This window comes from Sphingobacterium paucimobilis HER1398 (assembly GCF_000416985.1).
Lineage (GTDB): Bacteria > Bacteroidota > Bacteroidia > Sphingobacteriales > Sphingobacteriaceae > Sphingobacterium > Sphingobacterium paucimobilis.
The window spans coordinates 276,588-293,333 of the sequence record NZ_ATDL01000016.1 but is presented as its reverse complement, the minus strand read 5'-3'; the positions used below and the strand labels follow the sequence as shown (position 1 = coordinate 293,333).

Annotated in this window: 15 protein-coding genes; 14 read left to right on the top strand and 1 reads right to left on the bottom strand. The window is 41.1% G+C overall.

Annotated elements, in window-relative coordinates:
* Positions 1 to 305 precede the first annotated feature (305 nt).
* A complete protein-coding gene (locus tag M472_RS44620; RefSeq protein WP_021071275.1) occupies positions 306 to 956 on the top strand; it encodes a DUF6266 family protein in 651 nt (216 codons plus the stop codon).
* Between the two features lie 11 nt (positions 957 to 967).
* Here the strand turns inward: M472_RS44620 and gldB are convergent, their stop codons facing one another.
* Positions 968 to 2,020 (bottom strand): gliding motility lipoprotein GldB, encoded by a 1,053-nt coding sequence (gldB, locus tag M472_RS38260; RefSeq protein ID WP_021071274.1) that lies wholly within the window; start codon positions 2,018 to 2,020, stop codon positions 968 to 970.
* A 50-nt stretch (positions 2,021 to 2,070) separates the two neighbouring features.
* On the opposite strand from gldB, the gene M472_RS38255 reads away from it, so the two are divergent.
* The 13 genes from M472_RS38255 (at position 2,071) to leuC (ending at position 16,746) form a co-directional block, all read left to right on the top strand.
* The gene (locus tag M472_RS38255) at positions 2,071 to 2,733 is read left to right on the top strand and encodes an outer membrane beta-barrel protein (RefSeq protein ID WP_021071273.1); all 663 of its coding nucleotides are present in this window, start codon (positions 2,071 to 2,073) and stop codon (positions 2,731 to 2,733) included.
* 12 nt (positions 2,734 to 2,745) lie between these two features.
* Positions 2,746 to 4,386 (top strand): NAD+ synthase, encoded by a 1,641-nt coding sequence (locus M472_RS38250; protein WP_021071272.1) that lies wholly within the window; start codon positions 2,746 to 2,748, stop codon positions 4,384 to 4,386.
* 55 nt (positions 4,387 to 4,441) lie between these two features.
* A complete protein-coding gene (locus M472_RS38245) occupies positions 4,442 to 5,026 on the top strand; it encodes a DUF4136 domain-containing protein (protein ID WP_021071271.1) in 585 nt (194 codons plus the stop codon).
* A 153-nt stretch (positions 5,027 to 5,179) separates the two neighbouring features.
* A complete protein-coding gene (locus M472_RS38240; RefSeq protein WP_021071270.1) occupies positions 5,180 to 5,773 on the top strand; it encodes a hypothetical protein in 594 nt (197 codons plus the stop codon).
* A 136-nt stretch (positions 5,774 to 5,909) separates the two neighbouring features.
* Positions 5,910 to 7,412, top strand: a complete 1,503-nt coding sequence (gene atpD, locus M472_RS38235; protein WP_021071269.1) for a F0F1 ATP synthase subunit beta — start codon at positions 5,910 to 5,912, stop codon at positions 7,410 to 7,412.
* A gap of 85 nt (positions 7,413 to 7,497) precedes the next feature.
* Entirely contained in the window at positions 7,498 to 7,749 is a 252-nt protein-coding gene (gene atpC / locus M472_RS38230) for an ATP synthase F1 subunit epsilon (RefSeq protein WP_021071268.1), read from the top strand.
* A 384-nt stretch (positions 7,750 to 8,133) separates the two neighbouring features.
* Positions 8,134 to 9,024 carry a branched-chain amino acid transaminase gene (locus tag M472_RS38225; protein ID WP_021071266.1) on the top strand — a complete coding sequence of 297 codons (891 nt, stop codon included), beginning with the start codon at positions 8,134 to 8,136 and terminating at the stop codon, positions 9,022 to 9,024.
* Positions 9,008 to 10,708 carry a dihydroxy-acid dehydratase gene (ilvD, locus tag M472_RS38220; RefSeq protein WP_021071265.1) on the top strand — a complete coding sequence of 567 codons (1,701 nt, stop codon included), beginning with the start codon at positions 9,008 to 9,010 and terminating at the stop codon, positions 10,706 to 10,708. Before M472_RS38225 ends, ilvD begins: the two co-directional genes overlap by 17 nt.
* 103 nt (positions 10,709 to 10,811) lie before the next feature.
* Positions 10,812 to 12,554, top strand: a complete 1,743-nt coding sequence (ilvB, locus tag M472_RS38215; RefSeq protein ID WP_021071264.1) for a biosynthetic-type acetolactate synthase large subunit — start codon at positions 10,812 to 10,814, stop codon at positions 12,552 to 12,554.
* Between the two features lies 1 nt (position 12,555).
* The gene (gene ilvN / locus M472_RS38210; RefSeq protein ID WP_021071263.1) at positions 12,556 to 13,146 is read left to right on the top strand and encodes an acetolactate synthase small subunit; all 591 of its coding nucleotides are present in this window, start codon (positions 12,556 to 12,558) and stop codon (positions 13,144 to 13,146) included.
* 109 nt (positions 13,147 to 13,255) lie between these two features.
* Positions 13,256 to 13,729 (top strand): DinB family protein, encoded by a 474-nt coding sequence (locus M472_RS38205; protein WP_021071262.1) that lies wholly within the window; start codon positions 13,256 to 13,258, stop codon positions 13,727 to 13,729.
* A gap of 37 nt (positions 13,730 to 13,766) precedes the next feature.
* A complete protein-coding gene (gene ilvC, locus M472_RS38200) occupies positions 13,767 to 15,248 on the top strand; it encodes a ketol-acid reductoisomerase (protein WP_021071261.1) in 1,482 nt (493 codons plus the stop codon).
* A 100-nt stretch (positions 15,249 to 15,348) separates the two neighbouring features.
* On the top strand, positions 15,349 to 16,746 hold the full coding sequence (gene leuC, locus M472_RS38195; RefSeq protein ID WP_021071260.1) for a 3-isopropylmalate dehydratase large subunit: 1,398 nt from the start codon (positions 15,349 to 15,351) through the stop codon (positions 16,744 to 16,746).

Sequence of the window (16,746 nt, the reverse complement as noted above, 5' to 3'; positions counted from 1 at the left end):
ACAGGGCTCAATTTCTTAGGCACTGTGCTTTATTGTTTCCACTTGTCCCCACTCTTCCAAATACAGATCTTTCTCGCCCCCCCAGGAATTAACTTGATACCATCTGGGGCACATCTTATAATTTAACAAGGACTTTATTCGGACTTTGCTCGGAGATAGTACGGACTTCATTCGGATATAACCGAATAAAACACTTGTTATCTCCTTATTATATCCTATTATATTTCTTTTTAGATTATAAGTAGGTAAGAACGTATTCCCTGGATATTAGTATATTAGTATCAACTAATTAAACTTAAAACAATATGGGAAGAACAGAAAATGGCCCTATGGGCTCTGCCAAGGGGAAAGTCGGGCCTCTCGTGTATTACAAATGGAAAGATAAAGACTGCGTAAGAAGCAGACCTCGAGTTAATAAGAAGCGTAAACTGTCACCCGAAGAGAACAAAAATCGGGGAAAATTTAGACTTGCACAAAATTTCTTAAGCCCGTTAAGCAATGTCATAAGGCTTGGTTTTCATAATTATAAGCAAAATCAGACGGCTTTCAATTCGGCCATGTCCTATACCCTAAATAATGCAGTACAATCTGATGAAGATGGTTTTTACATCGACCATTCCTTATTTCATATCAGTAAAGGGATAGTATCTCCGCTAAAAGAAGTGACATTGACTTATGAAGAAGGAATTGTCACCTGCAATTGGGATTACAACCCAAAAATCGTCAGGGATTTAGACCTCGCTTCTTTTCGTTCCTTATTTGTAGCTATTCCTGATTCAGATAAAAATAGCATATTGGGACATACCCTAGACAAAACATTGGAGGATAAGCAGGAACAGATACATCTTTCTCCCAGTACTAACGGAGAAGTCTATCACATACACTTAGGCTTTGTCGCTGTCGACCGTAGTGACCGAATAATCGACAGCATTTATGTCGGTACAGTTACAGCTTAGGGACAAACTTATTATTTTCCTTTAAATTTAGACTCTTCTAGAATCTCTTGCGCATTCTCTTGTTGAAAAAGCTTAAGCAGATCAAGTTCAGGATGGCGTGCCATGTATTTACGTACCATCATCCACCCGATGTAAGATCCCAATTTTGGTGCCGATTCATTATTTTCACCCAACTCGGGAGTAAAGGGCGCATCGGTAAAATATTTTTGAGTCTTTAAGTAATCCGTATCATAAAGCAATCCTTCCTGAAGGAACCATGCCCAGATGTCAGCTTGATATTTCTTGGCCCAAGCAAGCTGCTCCGTGGTATATCCTATCTTCGTCTCATCAGAAGCATCTTCCAACATAACATCCATAGCATACAATATCTTGCCATTATACACCATATGCTGCAAGGTATTCTGATTAAGATTATCCTGAGGGAGAAGCTCTTCTCTCAAAACAGTCTCCACAATACGAGGCGTTATATTCTCGGGGGTAAATCGACGGGACATATATAAGGGTATAGAGCGTACCAGTGCCGGATAAAACTTAGAGTCTGCTCCTAAGAACATATCCAATCCTATACCCACATAATCTTCCCCTATGGGCGTCTGAAAAGAAAAACCTCCCATAAAAGCGATGAATCGAGGTATATTGTAGGTAGGGAAATAATACTTAATGTATTTGAACGCCTGGGTCAACTCTTTCTCCTGTTCTCTCAAATCGGGATATTTTCGCGCTACGGCGTCCGCTAGGTCTCTAAAATCCTTCTTCTGCAGCACTTCTTTTAAATGCCTCACTAATAACATACTGTCTCTGGGGTCGCCCACCTCCAGCATCTGAGTCATATAATCGAAATAAAAAAAAGGATATTCCTTCTGCCATTGGCTGTTCATACGCGTAATATCATCGGCTTTCAAGGTATTAAATTCCTGATCGAACCGTTCGATCTTGACCGTTACGTTGACTTTCGACACATCCGGACGTTGTACGGTATCCGATTGGCTACAAGAAGCTATTATGACAATGAAACAAGCAATAATTAAAAAAAAGAGATATTTTTGTAATGTTTTCAGATACATGGCAATCAACTTAAAACACAAAAATATAATTTATATAACAATTAAAAACTATGGTTAATATAACAAAGCGTCTCCTTCCTATTTTCTTACTGTATATTGCTCTTTTCTCCGCACAACAAGCTGATGCGCAAAGTTATTACCACAGTAGAGAAAAAAACATGCGTTTAGGGTTAGTCATTAACCCCAATATCGGTTGGTTACGCTATGACAACAACCAGGAAGCGAGTAGTAAACTTGGGTTTTCTTATGGACTCCTAGCCGACCTTGGTTTTGCCAGAAACTACTATTTCTCGACCGGATTATTGATCAATTCGATCAATAGCAGTGTCGAGCCCGCATTCTCAAGTATCGATAAAAATGATCCTGCTATCCCTAAATATAGAGATATGGCTCTCAAATACGTAGAAGTACCTTTGACTATCAAACTAAAAAGTACAGAAAATGAGATGGGACGATTCTATGGGCAATTCGGATTTACTGCGGGTTTAAAGGTGTCTGCAAAACAGAAATTGGAGAAACAAGAAAAAGACTCCATGCACGGAGCAGACTTGTTTCGCCTGGGCCTGCAGATAGGTGGTGGCGCAGAATGGAAATTGGGCAATGATATGGCCGTATTGACTGGCCTTACCTTCAACAATGGGTTTACCAGAGCAGTGAAGGACGGAGCTCCAAGGACATCTTTTGTCGCCTTAAACCTAGGACTTTTATTTTAAGAAGTATCTCGCATGAAAATAGCACTCGCGCAACTCAATTACCATATTGGTAATTTCGAACAGAACGAAGAAAAAATCATAAAAGCAATAGCTTGTGCCAAAGCAGCTGAAGCTGATGTTATCGTATTTGCAGAGTTGGCTATCGGTGGCTACCCTGCCAAAGACCTCTTGCGCCATACGTGGTTCTTAGACCGCTGTGAACAATCGTTGTCTCGCATAGCAGTATATTGCGACACCATCGACTGCATCATAGGCGCACCTATTCGTAACGTGCACGAAGAAGGCAAGGCTCTTTCCAATGCCGCTGTAGTTATCTCTAAAGGTAATGTTGTCGGCAGCCGTAAGAAATCACTACTCCCCGATTACGATGTGTTTGACGAATACCGCTACTTTGAGCCCAACCGAACTATTCAATGTATTGAATTACAAAACATCAAAATAGCTCTTACTATCTGTGAAGATCTCTGGGACAACGACTACGACAATTCGTACAAAGGGGATCTCATGCTTGAGCTGGCTCAAGAAAAACCGGATCTGATTATCAATATTGCGGCTTCTCCATTTTCATATATACATTATGAGAAGCGCTTAACCGTACTGGGCAATAATGTACTTAAAGCTAATGCCCCTGTGGTATATGTCAACCAAGCTGGTGCACATATGGATATCATATTTGACGGACGTTCTTTAGCGATGAACAAAAGTGCAGAGGTCATCACGGAGCTCCTTGCTTTTGAAGAGGATATACAATATGTCACATTGTCTCAAGGCGATCTACATGCCACAGGACACCCAAAGACTACGGACTTGAGTGAAATCGCCTATATATATCAGGCACTTCTTTTGGGACTAAGGGATTATTTTTCTAAATCTGGCTTTAAGAAGGCTGTACTTGGCCTGTCCGGAGGACTGGATTCCGCTATTGTTGCCGCTTTAGCGGTAGAAGCCCTAGGCCCTGAAAATGTCTTGGCCGTATTGATGCCTTCGGTATACTCTACAGAACACTCCATCAAAGACGCCATGGATCTCGTCGATAATACCGGTTGTCAGCACATCGTCTTACCGATTCAAGCTATAGCACAGTCTTTTGAAGACACCCTAAAAGAGGCTTTCCATGGATTACAAGCTGATACCACAGAGGAGAACATACAGGCACGTACACGAGGTACTTTGCTCATGGCCATCAGCAACAAACTCGGTCATATCCTACTCAATACATCGAACAAGAGCGAAGCTGCCGTGGGATACGGGACTCTGTACGGGGACATGGCCGGTTCGCTCAGTGTGATCGGCGATGTCTATAAAACACAAGCTTATCAATTAGCGTCCTATATCAACCGTGAGAGAGAGATTATTCCTATAAATACGATTGTAAAACCACCCTCAGCCGAACTACGGCCTGATCAAAAAGATTCGGATTCACTTCCTGATTACGAGATCCTCGATGCGATCTTATACCAATTCATTGAACTCGAGAAATCAGGATCGGAAATATCTAAATTAGGGTTTGACGAACAGCTTGTACAACGCATTGCGAGACTCGTAAATAACGCCGAGTTCAAACGTTTTCAAGCCCCTCCTATATTAAGAGTAAGCCCGAAAGCTTTTGGCGCAGGAAGACAGATACCATTAGTTGCAAAATTTTCTCACTAAAGCGTTAAACCTTTTGAATAACAGACGGTCATACATCATATAAGCAGGTTTAGTTATGAACAGAATAATAATATTTCTAACGGCATTTGTACTTTTAGCGTTTGCATCTTGCTCGTCGCACAAGTACCATACAACACGAGTTCAGAATCTTGACTTCAACCAGTTCAAGACGTATGGTTGGTTAGAACCGGTAGACTCCTTATCGAAGGACTACTATAATAACGATATTGCTAAAGGCAATATCATGACAACAGCGAATAAAGAGATCGAGGCACGCGGTCTGACCTATTCCAAAGAAAATCCTGATGTCCTGTTTCGATACATCGCTATCGTAAACAATAAAAGCAGAATGGTATACAGCTCTCCTTACTACGCAGGCTGGGGTTGGGGCGGTCCTTGGGGTTGGGGCGGTCCTTGGGGATTTTATGGAGGATATTACGGAGGTTCCTATCCGGTAGGTAAAGAACGTGTACGCTACGGACATATTATATTTGAAGCCATAGACCGCAAGACCAATAGTGTAATCTGGCAGGCAAGAGGTACTACTGAAGTCAATGAGCCCGAAAAAGCAATCAACGAATTACCGAAAGCTGTGACTGGTATAATGAAAGAATATCCGTTACCGATATTGAAGAAATAGCATATAATTGAAGCAAGAGTCCTAAAGCCTTTAAATTGTCTGGTTTATTCCAGCAATTTAAAGGCTTTGTTATTTATTGTGTTATTTTTTTGTATTAGATCAATTTATTTAGGACATTTATAGATGTATTAACATCATTTATCTATTCACAGCATGCATAAATCTATCTTATCTTTAGTTTTCCTTTTTCTAGCCACGAGTACATTTGCACAATTGACATTGCAACAAAAACTACAATCAGATCTAAATCTCAATACGCAGTTTCAAGTTCTATTGGCGCAATCTAGATCTCAGGATGCTGACTTTAAGATTGTAAGAAAATCGAACATAGAAATTATCCAGAAGAATGTAAATGACTCTATCTCTAAATACACGAAAGAAATCGCTTCTTTAAAAAGCAGTTCTTCTTCATCCATTGCTACCGTAACAGGTCTTAAGGATTCGCTCCATAGTGTGCAATCTGAATTGCTGACTGAAAAACAGAAAACAGACAGCATCTCGTTTATAGGAATAGATTTTGCAAAAAGCGCCTACCATATGATGGTATGGATTATTATTGCAGTATTAGGTATCGGATTTTTCACTATGCTGGTATCTTTCCGCAAAGCAAAAGTGGACACCGTAGAACATCAAAAGACTGCCGAAGAGACTCAGAATGAGTTCCAACAATACAAAAAGAAGGCCATGGAAAAAGAGCAATTGCTTAAAAGACAATTGCTAGATGAACAGTTAAAAAGGGATTCTTAATCGGGTGTGAAAAAACTTCCTATTTATTTTTTTATATGTTTTGCTTTTAAATAGATATACCTTATTTTTGCATTCCAAAATACAGCTGTGAAAATAGCTGTTTATAAATAGATTAATAAATTTTAGTCCCTATAATATGCCCAATATTGGTAAAATAGCGCAGATTATCGGCCCAGTGGTTGACGTCAACTTTGCCGACAATGAAAATCTTCCTAAGATTTACGATGCATTGTACATTGAAAAAGAAAATGGACAGCGTGTCGTTTTAGAAGTTCAACAACACCTTGGTGAAGAGCGTGTTCGTACGATTGCGATGGATGCAACAGAAGGTTTGGTACGTGGCATGAAAGTAGTTGATACTGGTGCGCCGATCAAAATGCCTGTTGGTGAAGAAATCAAAGGTCGTGTATTTAACGTTGTCGGTTCGCCGATTGACGGCCTTCGTGAATTGGACAGAACTAATGGACGGTCTATCCACAACACGCCGCCTAAATTTGACGATTTATCTACAGAATCTGAAGTACTTTTTACAGGTATCAAAGTAATCGACCTTTTAGAGCCTTATGCTAAAGGTGGTAAAATCGGATTATTCGGTGGTGCTGGTGTAGGTAAAACAGTATTGATCCAAGAATTAATCAACAATATCGCTAAAGGACACGGTGGTCTTTCTGTATTTGCCGGAGTTGGAGAGCGTACTCGTGAAGGGAATGACTTACTTCGTGAAATGTTGGAATCAGGTATTATCAAATACGGCGATCATTTCATGGAAGGAATGGAAAAAGGCGAATGGCCTTTGAATACAGTAGATGAAGAGTTAATGAAAGACTCAAAATGTACATTCGTATTCGGTCAGATGAACGAGCCTCCTGGGGCACGTGCGCGTGTAGCTTTATCAGGACTTACAGTAGCGGAATACTTCCGTGATGGTGAAGGCGAAGGAAAAGGACGTGACGTATTATTCTTTATCGACAATATCTTCCGTTTCACACAAGCAGGTTCTGAAGTATCCGCTTTATTGGGTCGTATGCCTTCAGCAGTAGGTTATCAACCTACATTAGCAACAGAAATGGGTCTAATGCAAGAGCGTATTACATCGACTAAGAATGGATCTATTACATCTGTACAAGCGGTATACGTACCTGCCGATGACTTAACTGACCCTGCTCCAGCGACAACATTTGCTCACTTGGATGCAACAACAGTATTGTCCCGTAAAATTTCTGAACTAGGTATCTACCCTGCAGTGGATCCATTGGATTCGACATCGCGTATCTTATCTCCAGCAGTATTGGGCGATGAGCATTACAACACAGCACAACGCGTAAAAGAAATCTTACAACGTTACAAAGAACTTCAAGATATTATCGCGATCTTGGGTATGGATGAATTATCTGATGAAGATAAATTGACTGTAACCCGTGCTCGTCGTGTACAACGTTTCTTATCACAACCATTCCACGTAGCAGAGCAGTTTACAGGTTTGAAAGGTTGTTTAGTAGACATCAAAGACACTATCAAAGGATTCAATATGATTATTGATGGTGAAGTAGATGAATACCCAGAAGCAGCTTTCAACTTGGTAGGTACAATCGAAGACGCTATCGAGAAAGGTAAGAAATTATTAGCAGAAGCAGTTTAATAAAAAGTATGGAGTATTGGGTATAGCGTATTGTGAATCCCACAACTCATTACAAACTACTCCATACTCTATACTATTCATAAGAATGAAATTAACAATAATAACACCAGACAAATTAGCTTACGAAGGTGACGTAACAGCGGTTACGGTGCCAGGATCTGCAGGCTCTTTTCAAATCTTGAAGGGGCATGCTGCTATTGTGTCTACGCTAGACGATGGAAAAGTCATTATTAAGGATATTAGTAGTGTCGAACACGTCATTATTATTAAAGGTGGTGTGGTTGAAGTAAAGGACAACAATATCATCGTTTTAGCAGAAGGAATTGTGCAAGAATAGAAAAAGAAACGATAAAAAAAGCCCTTAAGACTTCAAAGTTTTAAGGGCTTTTTTTATGGGTTTTACAAAAGGCATTTTTAAAAAAGTTTTACGCAGCAGCTATCTTTTTAAGAAGAATTCTACCTCTTTTTCAAAGATCGATATTTTTCAGCAAATGAACCGATTTTAAATACGGTTCATATTGAACAGAATTAAATTTCGAATAATCAAAAATAAACAAACTATAAATAAAAACAGAAGCGACTGATTAAAATAATAAACTTTTTCAAAATACTCTATTTGCCTATTGTATAGAATTTTAAATCAGGCTAACTTGAGGATGTGAATGAAAGGACAAAATGAAAGCATTTTGGAATGGTGGAATTATCCTAAAAAAAGTAATGTATGCAGTACTATAATCAAAACACATTAGTCTATCTTAACGATGAGTTTGTGAAAGCCAACCAAGCCGGTGTTGATTTATTTGGGCAATCTTTACACTATGGCTATGGCGCTTTTGAAGGACTACGTGCATACAATACCCACAATGGCACACGTATATTCAAAGCCGAAGCACACTTTGAACGGTTGAGGAAGTCCTGTGAAGCATTAAGACTACCCTACACTTGGGACAATCGCACCTTAATAGAGAAAACATACGAACTCCTAGAGGCTAATAACCTACGTGCAGCCTACATCAGACCATTGGTATTTTCTGGTTCGAACATGCATCTTACATCTTCGGATCAAGCAAATATTATGATTGCAGCTTGGGAATGGGGTCCTTATCTTGGTCAGAATCTACTGCGCGTAAACATATCGTCTATTGAGCGTCCAAATGCAAAATCATTTCCTATTGAAGCAAAAGCTTCGGGGCAGTATATCAACTCGATATTGGCGACTAGTGATGCACAACGCCATGGATTTGACGAAGCACTTCTGTTGGACCAAGAAGGATTTGTAGCGCAGGCTTCGAGTGAGAATATCTTTATCGAGAAGGATTTTAAAATATTCACCCCTCCTTTGGAAAATGTATTCCCAGGAATCACCCGTCAAACCGTTATCAATATCTGTAAAGAATTGGGGTTTGACATTATTGAAAAAAAACTAACCGTCCAGGATATATATACTGCAGACAGTGCCTTTCTAAGTGGCACTGCTGCAGAGATTATCGGGATTAAACAAGTCGATCATGTCACCTACAAAGAAGAATGGGAACACAGTATCGGCGCATCTATTCAAAGAAAATATAAAAATTTAGTCTTAGAACAAGAAAATTATGAAGTCATCATCTGATAACGAAAAGACATTAAACAAGTACAGTAGAATATTTACCCAGGACGAGACACAACCTGCGGCAAAAGCTATGCTTTACGGGATCGGCCTTACTGACGCGGATATGGATAAAGCGCAGGTAGGAATCGCTAGTATGGGCTATGATGGGAATACCTGTAACATGCACCTAAATGATTTGGCACAGGTTGTCAAAAAAGGTATATGGAACAATAATCTCGTAGGATTGACATTTGGCACAATCGGTGTCAGTGACGGTATGAGTAACGGTACCGATGGTATGCGATATTCATTGGTTTCTAGAGATGTTATCGCAGACAGCATCGAAACCATCTGTGGTGGTCAATATTATGATGGTGTAGTCGCTATACCTGGCTGTGACAAGAATATGCCTGGCGCTATCATGGCCATGGGCCGATTGAACCGACCTGCCATCATGGTATACGGAGGTACTATTGCTCCTGGGCACTACAAAGGGGAAGAGCTAAATATTGTGTCTGCATTTGAAGCGTTAGGAAAGAAGATCGCTGGTACGATATCGGATGAGGATTATGACGGTGTAATACGTCATACCTGCCCAGGAGCTGGCGCTTGTGGCGGAATGTATACCGCTAATACGATGGCCTCAGCGATTGAAGCGCTAGGAATGAGCCTTCCCTATTCTTCGTCTAATCCTGCAGTATCTGAAGAAAAACAAAAAGAGTGTCTAGAAGTTGGCAAATACATCCGCATTCTTTTGGAAAAAGACATAAAGCCTTCTGACATCATGACACGCAAGGCATTTGAGAATGCAATACGTACCATTGTGATACTTGGTGGATCAACCAATGCTGTTTTGCACTTTATCGCCATGGGACATGCCGTAGGTGTAGAAATTACGCCAGACGATTTTCAACGTATGTCTGACGAGACTCCGGTATTGGCAGACCTCAAGCCATCTGGCAAATACTTGATGCAGGATCTACATAACTATGGCGGTGTACCAGCCGTGTTAAAATACTTATTAAATGAAGGCTTGCTGCATGGCGAATGTATAACCGTGACGGGTAAAACATTGGCGGAGAACCTAGAAGGTGTACGATCTATTATGGATTATGAGCAGCCTATCATCCAACCTTTAAACAAGCCTATCAAAAAAACAGGGCACTTACAGATATTATATGGCAACTTGGCCGAGCAGGGCTCTGTTGCTAAAATATCGGGTAAGGAAGGTGAGAAATTCGTAGGCCCTGCGCGTGTATTTGATGGGGAACATGACCTCGTAGCGGGTGTATCATCTGGGCGTATCAAACCTGGAGATGTCATCGTTATCAAGAATGAAGGCCCTAAAGGCGCTCCTGGTATGCCAGAGATGCTAAAACCGACATCATTGATTATCGGTGCCGGACTGGGTAACTCGGTCGCGTTAATTACAGATGGAAGATTCTCTGGCGGAACACATGGTTTTGTTGTAGGACATATTACACCAGAAGCCTATGAGGGGGGCCTTATTGGTCTGGTGCAAGACGATGATATCATCGAGATCGATGCGGTGAACAACACGATAAGTCTAAAAGTGACTGATGCCATAATTGCGGAACGTCGCAGTACGTGGAAACAGCCCGCACTGAAGGTCAGCAAAGGTGTCTTATACAAATATGCAAAAACAGTAGCCAATGCGTCACTGGGATGTGTAACGGATTTATAAACAAAGAGCGAAGATTAAAGAGCAAGGAACATAGTCTATTGTCCTTGCTCCTTATTCCTTAATCTAAATACTCAATACTAATATCTAAATACTAACTAATAAAATGAGTACACTGGAAAAAACGGAAACAAAGGAAAACCAAAAAACGACAATGGCTTCTCAATTAACAGGCTCTCAAGCTGTATTGGAAGCATTGATCCACGAAGGTGTGGATACTGTATTTGGTTATCCGGGCGGTGCCATCATGCCTATCTACGATGCATTATATGATTATAATGACCGTTTAAAGCATATTTTGGTCCGTCATGAGCAAGGTGGAATTCATGCTGCACAGGGATATGCACGCACATCTGGACGTGTAGGTGTAGCTTTTGCGACAAGTGGTCCCGGAGCGACAAACCTTGTTACAGGACTAGCTGACGCCATGATTGACAGTAACCCCATTGTCTGTATCACAGGACAAGTATTTGCTTCTCTATTAGGAACAGATGCTTTTCAGGAAACGGATGTCGTCAATATCACAAGTCCTGTCACCAAGTGGAACTATCAGGTCACTGATGCAACAGAAATTCCAAGTGTATTAGCTAAAGCTTTTTACATTGCCAGCACCGGAAGACCAGGCCCCGTATTAATAGATATTACAAAGAATGCACAGTTACAGCTTTTTGACTACAAAGGTTATAAACCTTGTGATCATGTACGCAGTTACCGCCCCGCTCCTATCGTACGTAAAGAGTATGTAGAAGAGGCCGCAAAGGTAATTAACGCTGCTAAAAAACCCTTTGTTGTATTTGGACAAGGTATCATACTCGGAAAGGCAGAACAAGAGTTTAAAAACTTTATAGAGAAAGGTGGCTTCCCTGCTGCAACGACAGTGATGGGACTGAGCGCATTGGAAACAGACCATCCACTACATGTCGGCATGTTGGGTATGCATGGTAACTATGCGCCTAATGTGATGACCAATGAATGTGACGTACTCATCGCTATAGGTATGCGTTTTGATGACCGCGTAACAGGCCGGCTAGATAAGTATGCGAAACAAGCTAAGGTCATCCACCTGGATATTGATCCTGCAGAAATAGACAAAAATGTCAAATCTGCCGTACCTGTATGGGGGGACTGTAAAGAGACGTTACCCTTACTTACGAAAATGATTGACAAAGTAAATCATTCGGAATGGGTACAGCAATTTCGTGAACTAGAAAAAGAAGAAATCAAGGAAGTTATCCAAGATGAATTGAACCCCAAAGGTGATGTCATGACTATGGGGGAAGTAATAAAGGTATTAAATGAACTCACTGGTGGTGATGCAGTAATCGTTACTGATGTCGGCCAGCATCAAATGGTGACTTGCCGATATGCTAAATTTAACAGCTCTAAATCCAATGTAACATCCGGAGGATTAGGTACCATGGGCTTTGGCTTACCAGCTGCAATCGGCGCATGGTACGGTGCACCGCATCGTGATGTTGTGGCTATTATTGGCGATGGTGGTATACAGATGACTATCCAAGAACTAGGAACGATCATGCAATTCGGTGCGAAAGTTAAAATACTTATTCTGAACAATGAATTTTTGGGAATGGTACGCCAATGGCAACAGCTCTTTCATGACAGACGTTACTCTTTCGTGAACATCACCAGTCCAGATTTTGTAGCCGTTGCAAAAGGTTATTATATCGATGGCAATAAGATTTCCGAAAGAAAAGACTTACGTGGAGCGCTAGAAACTATGCTCAATCACGACGGTTCTTATCTATTGGAAGTAATGGTAGGAAAGGAAAACAATGTATTCCCTATGGTTGCACAAGGAACAAGCGTATCAGAAATAAGACTAAAATAAAATGGAAAAACAAGAATTTACCATTACGATATATACAGAGAACTCAATAGGTATGATAGGCCGTATCTCCAACATATTCTCTCGTCGTAAAATCAATATAGAAAGTTTAAACACTTCTCCTTCAGAAGTGGAAGGCATTCATCGCTTTACGATCTTGATATCAGAGGGCGAAGAAGTTGTACGTAAACTGTGTCGTCAAATCGAGAAGCAAGTAGAGGTACTAAAAGCCTACTTCAACACCAATGAAGAGTTGATTTGGCAAGAGCAAGCGCTATATAAAGTACCGGCAGATGTCGTAAACGAAAAAGTATATGTAGAACGTTTATTACGTCAATACGGCGCCAATGTCGTTGTTATCCGTCCTGATTACATCGTTTTTGAGACTGCAGGACACCGCGAGGAGATAGACCGTCTGACTCAGGAGTTGACAAAATATGGCTTGATCGAATTTGTCCGTGGTGCACGTATCGCGATCATCAAAGACAGCGCTGGCTTCCATACAAAATTAAAACAATTTGAACGAGAAGAACCTGCACCAGATATTGTTGAAAACGAATTCTTGGATCAACAGGACAAAGTGTTTACAATGTAAGACTACAAGGTTATAAAGTTATAAGGTTACGAGGTTATAACGTGTAACATAACCTCTGTAGATCACTCTATAACTTCTTAACTAGATAACTTGACAACTAGATAGCAACATGGAAAGTACGTTTAAATTCATCCTTCAAACCCGGAGGGCATTCATTCAATTGATTGACAGCTTAACACTGGAGCAACTCAATGAAATTCCGCCTGGATTTAATAATAATATTATCTGGAATTTTGGACATATTGTAGTAGTATCTCCGGCTTTATGTTATTTGAGATCAGGCGTCAGTGAAGATTCTTCCAAGGTCAAATACCTCACGTCTTACGTTAAAGGATCTAAACCAACCTATACCGTCTCTCAGGAGGAGGTCGACAACCTGAAGGCGCTGGCTCTATCCACCATAGAGCAAATTGAAAGTGATTACCACGCAGGCGTGTTCAATCATATCACACCTTTTGCTACCGACACTTACAAAGAAACTATGTCGACGATCGAAGAAGTCATCCAGCTGTCTGCAGGACATGACAACCTGCATTACGGATATGCTATCGCACAAAAAAGAATAATCAACACTTATAAATAACTAAATCTTTAAAAAGAAAATTTTAAATAGTAAAACAATGGCAAATTATTTCAACACATTACCTCTTAGAGAGCAATTGAACCAGTTGGGTATAGCAGAATTCATGAATTCTTCGGAATTTGCGGATGGCGTAGAGGCTTTGAAAGGTAAAAAAATAGTGATCGTAGGTGCGGGTGCGCAAGGGTTAAACCAAGGTCTTAACCTCAGAGACAGCGGACTTGATGTATCCTACGCGTTACGCAAAGAAGCTATTGAACAGAAAAGAGATTCTTGGAAAAATGCTACAGATAATAATTTTAAGGTCGGTACCTATGATGAGCTCATTCCAACAGCTGACTTGGTTATCAACCTAACTCCAGATAAACAACATACTTCGGTAGTTAATGCGGTCATGCCACTGATGAAACAGGGTGCAACGCTTTCTTATTCACATGGATTCAACATCGTTGAAGAAGGAATGCAAGTACGTAAAGATCTTACAGTTATCATGGTAGCGCCTAAATGTCCAGGTTCTGAAGTACGTGCCGAATATTTAAGAGGTTTTGGAGTACCTACTCTAATTGCAGTACACCCTGAAAACGATCCTCAAGGTAAAGGCTGGGCTGAAGCAAAAGCGTACTGTGTGGGTACAGGTGGCCACCGCGCAGGTGTATTGAAGTCTTCATTCGTTGCAGAAGTGAAGTCTGATTTGATGGGAGAGCAGACTATCCTTTGTGGCCTGTTGCAGACGGGTTCTATCCTTTCCTTTGACAAAATGTTGGAAAAGGGCATTGATGCCGGTTATGCTTCAAAATTAGTTCAATACGGTGTAGAAGTAATCACTGAAGCATTAAAGCATGGTGGCGTAACAGGTATGATGGACCGTCTCAGCAACCCAGCTAAAGTAAAAGCATTTGAACTGTCGGAGGAACTAAAAGACATCATGCGTCCATTGTTCCAAAAACACCAGGATGATATCATGTCGGGCGAATTCAGCAAGACCATGATGGAAGACTGGGCAAATGGTGACGCCAATCTCTTGAAATGGAGAGCGGAAACAGGAGAGACTGCTTTCGAAAAAACACCTGCAGGCGATGTTAAAATCGCGGAACAAGAATACTTTGACAACTACGTATTAATGGTTGCTTTTGTAAGGGCTGGTGTAGAACTTGCTTTTGAGACCATGGTCGAGGCAGGCATCAAACCGGAATCCGCGTATTATGAGTCCCTACACGAAACTCCGCTGATCGCTAACACGATTGCCCGCAAAAAACTCTTTGAAATGAACCGCGTAATTTCGGACACTGCGGAATATGGCTGTTATTTATTTGATCAGGCCTGTAAACCATTATTGGCAAACTTCATGACTAAAATAGATACGGACGTCGTGGGTAAAGGCTATAACGCAGGAAAAGACAATGGAGTAGATAACATCAAATTGGTTCAAATCAATGAAGTATTGCGTAACCATCCGGTAGAAGTGGTGGGTCGTGAGCTGCGTAAAGCAATGACGGCAATGAAAGCCATTAAAACAATTTAATTTTTTCGTAATTTTAATGCAGAAAACGGAGGGTAAATTATAAATATTATAATTGACCCTCCTTTTTGAAAATTACAACTATATAGAAGAAAGAGAGAAAATGGGAAAAACATTAGTAGAAAAAATTTGGGATGCGCACGTCGTCAAGCATCAAGAGGGGTTTCCTGATATCTTATATATCGATACTCATCTTATCCATGAGGTGACCTCACCTCAGGCTTTTGACGGATTGCGCAAAAGAGGCCTTCCTGTATTTCGTCCGCAACAGACGGTAGCAACAGCAGACCATAATGTCCCAACTTTAGACCAACATCTACCTATCAAGGAAGAATTATCGCGCTATCAAGTGGATATGCTCACTAAGAACTGTAAAGAGTTTGGAGTACAGTTATATGGTTTAGGTCATCCCTATCAGGGTATTGTACATGTAATAGGCCCAGAGCTCGGAATTACACTTCCTGGGAAAACGATGGTCTGTGGAGATAGCCATACCTCTACCCATGGCGCATTTGGAGCTATCGCTTTTGGCATAGGTACATCTCAGGTAGAACAGGTATTCGCAACACAATGTCTACTACAGCAGAAGCCCAAGACCATGAAAATTGAAATCAATGGTGAATTGGGTAAAGGTGTTGGAGCAAAGGATATCATTTTATATGTTATTTCAAAAACAACAGCCGCTGGTGGCACCGGGTACTTTGTAGAATTTGCTGGATCAGCAATTCGCTCATTGAGCATGGAAGGCAGAATGACTGTGTGTAACATGAGTATCGAAATGGGTGCTCGGGGCGGGCTGATCGCTCCTGACCAAACTACATTTGATTATATCAAAGGCAGAGAGTTCGCTCCTAAAGGTGAAGCTTGGGATAATGCCGTAGCCTACTGGGAAACGTTATACACGGACACGGATGCGACGTTTGATGCTGTATTGACATTTGACGCTGCGGATATCCAACCTATGATCACCTATGGCACCAACCCAGGAATGGGAATAGGTGTGACTGAAAACATCCCAACTACAATCTCTCAACCGGACAATGAGCGTCCTTCTTATCAGAAAGCATTGGACTACATGGGCTTCAAAGATGGCGAGCGGATATTGGATAAGCCGGTAGATTATGTTTTCATAGGAAGCTGTACCAACTCTCGTATTGAAGATCTGCGTCAAGTGGCAGCATTTGTTAAGGGCAAACAGAAGGCGGACAGTGTAGAAGTATGGATCGTACCTGGATCGAAGCAGGTGGAAGCACAAGCTAAATCAGAGGGTATAGACAAGATATTTGAAGAAGCAGGTTTTCAATTGCGCGAACCGGGCTGCTCGGCTTGCCTAGGTATGAATGAAGACAAAATCCCTTCAGGAAAATATTGTGTATCCACATCTAACCGCAACTTTGAAGGACGTCAAGGACCAAATGCCCGTACCATGTTGGTGAGTCCACTTACTGCAGCAGCAGCAGCGATTAAGGGTAGAGTTGTAGATGTTAGAGAATTGATATAG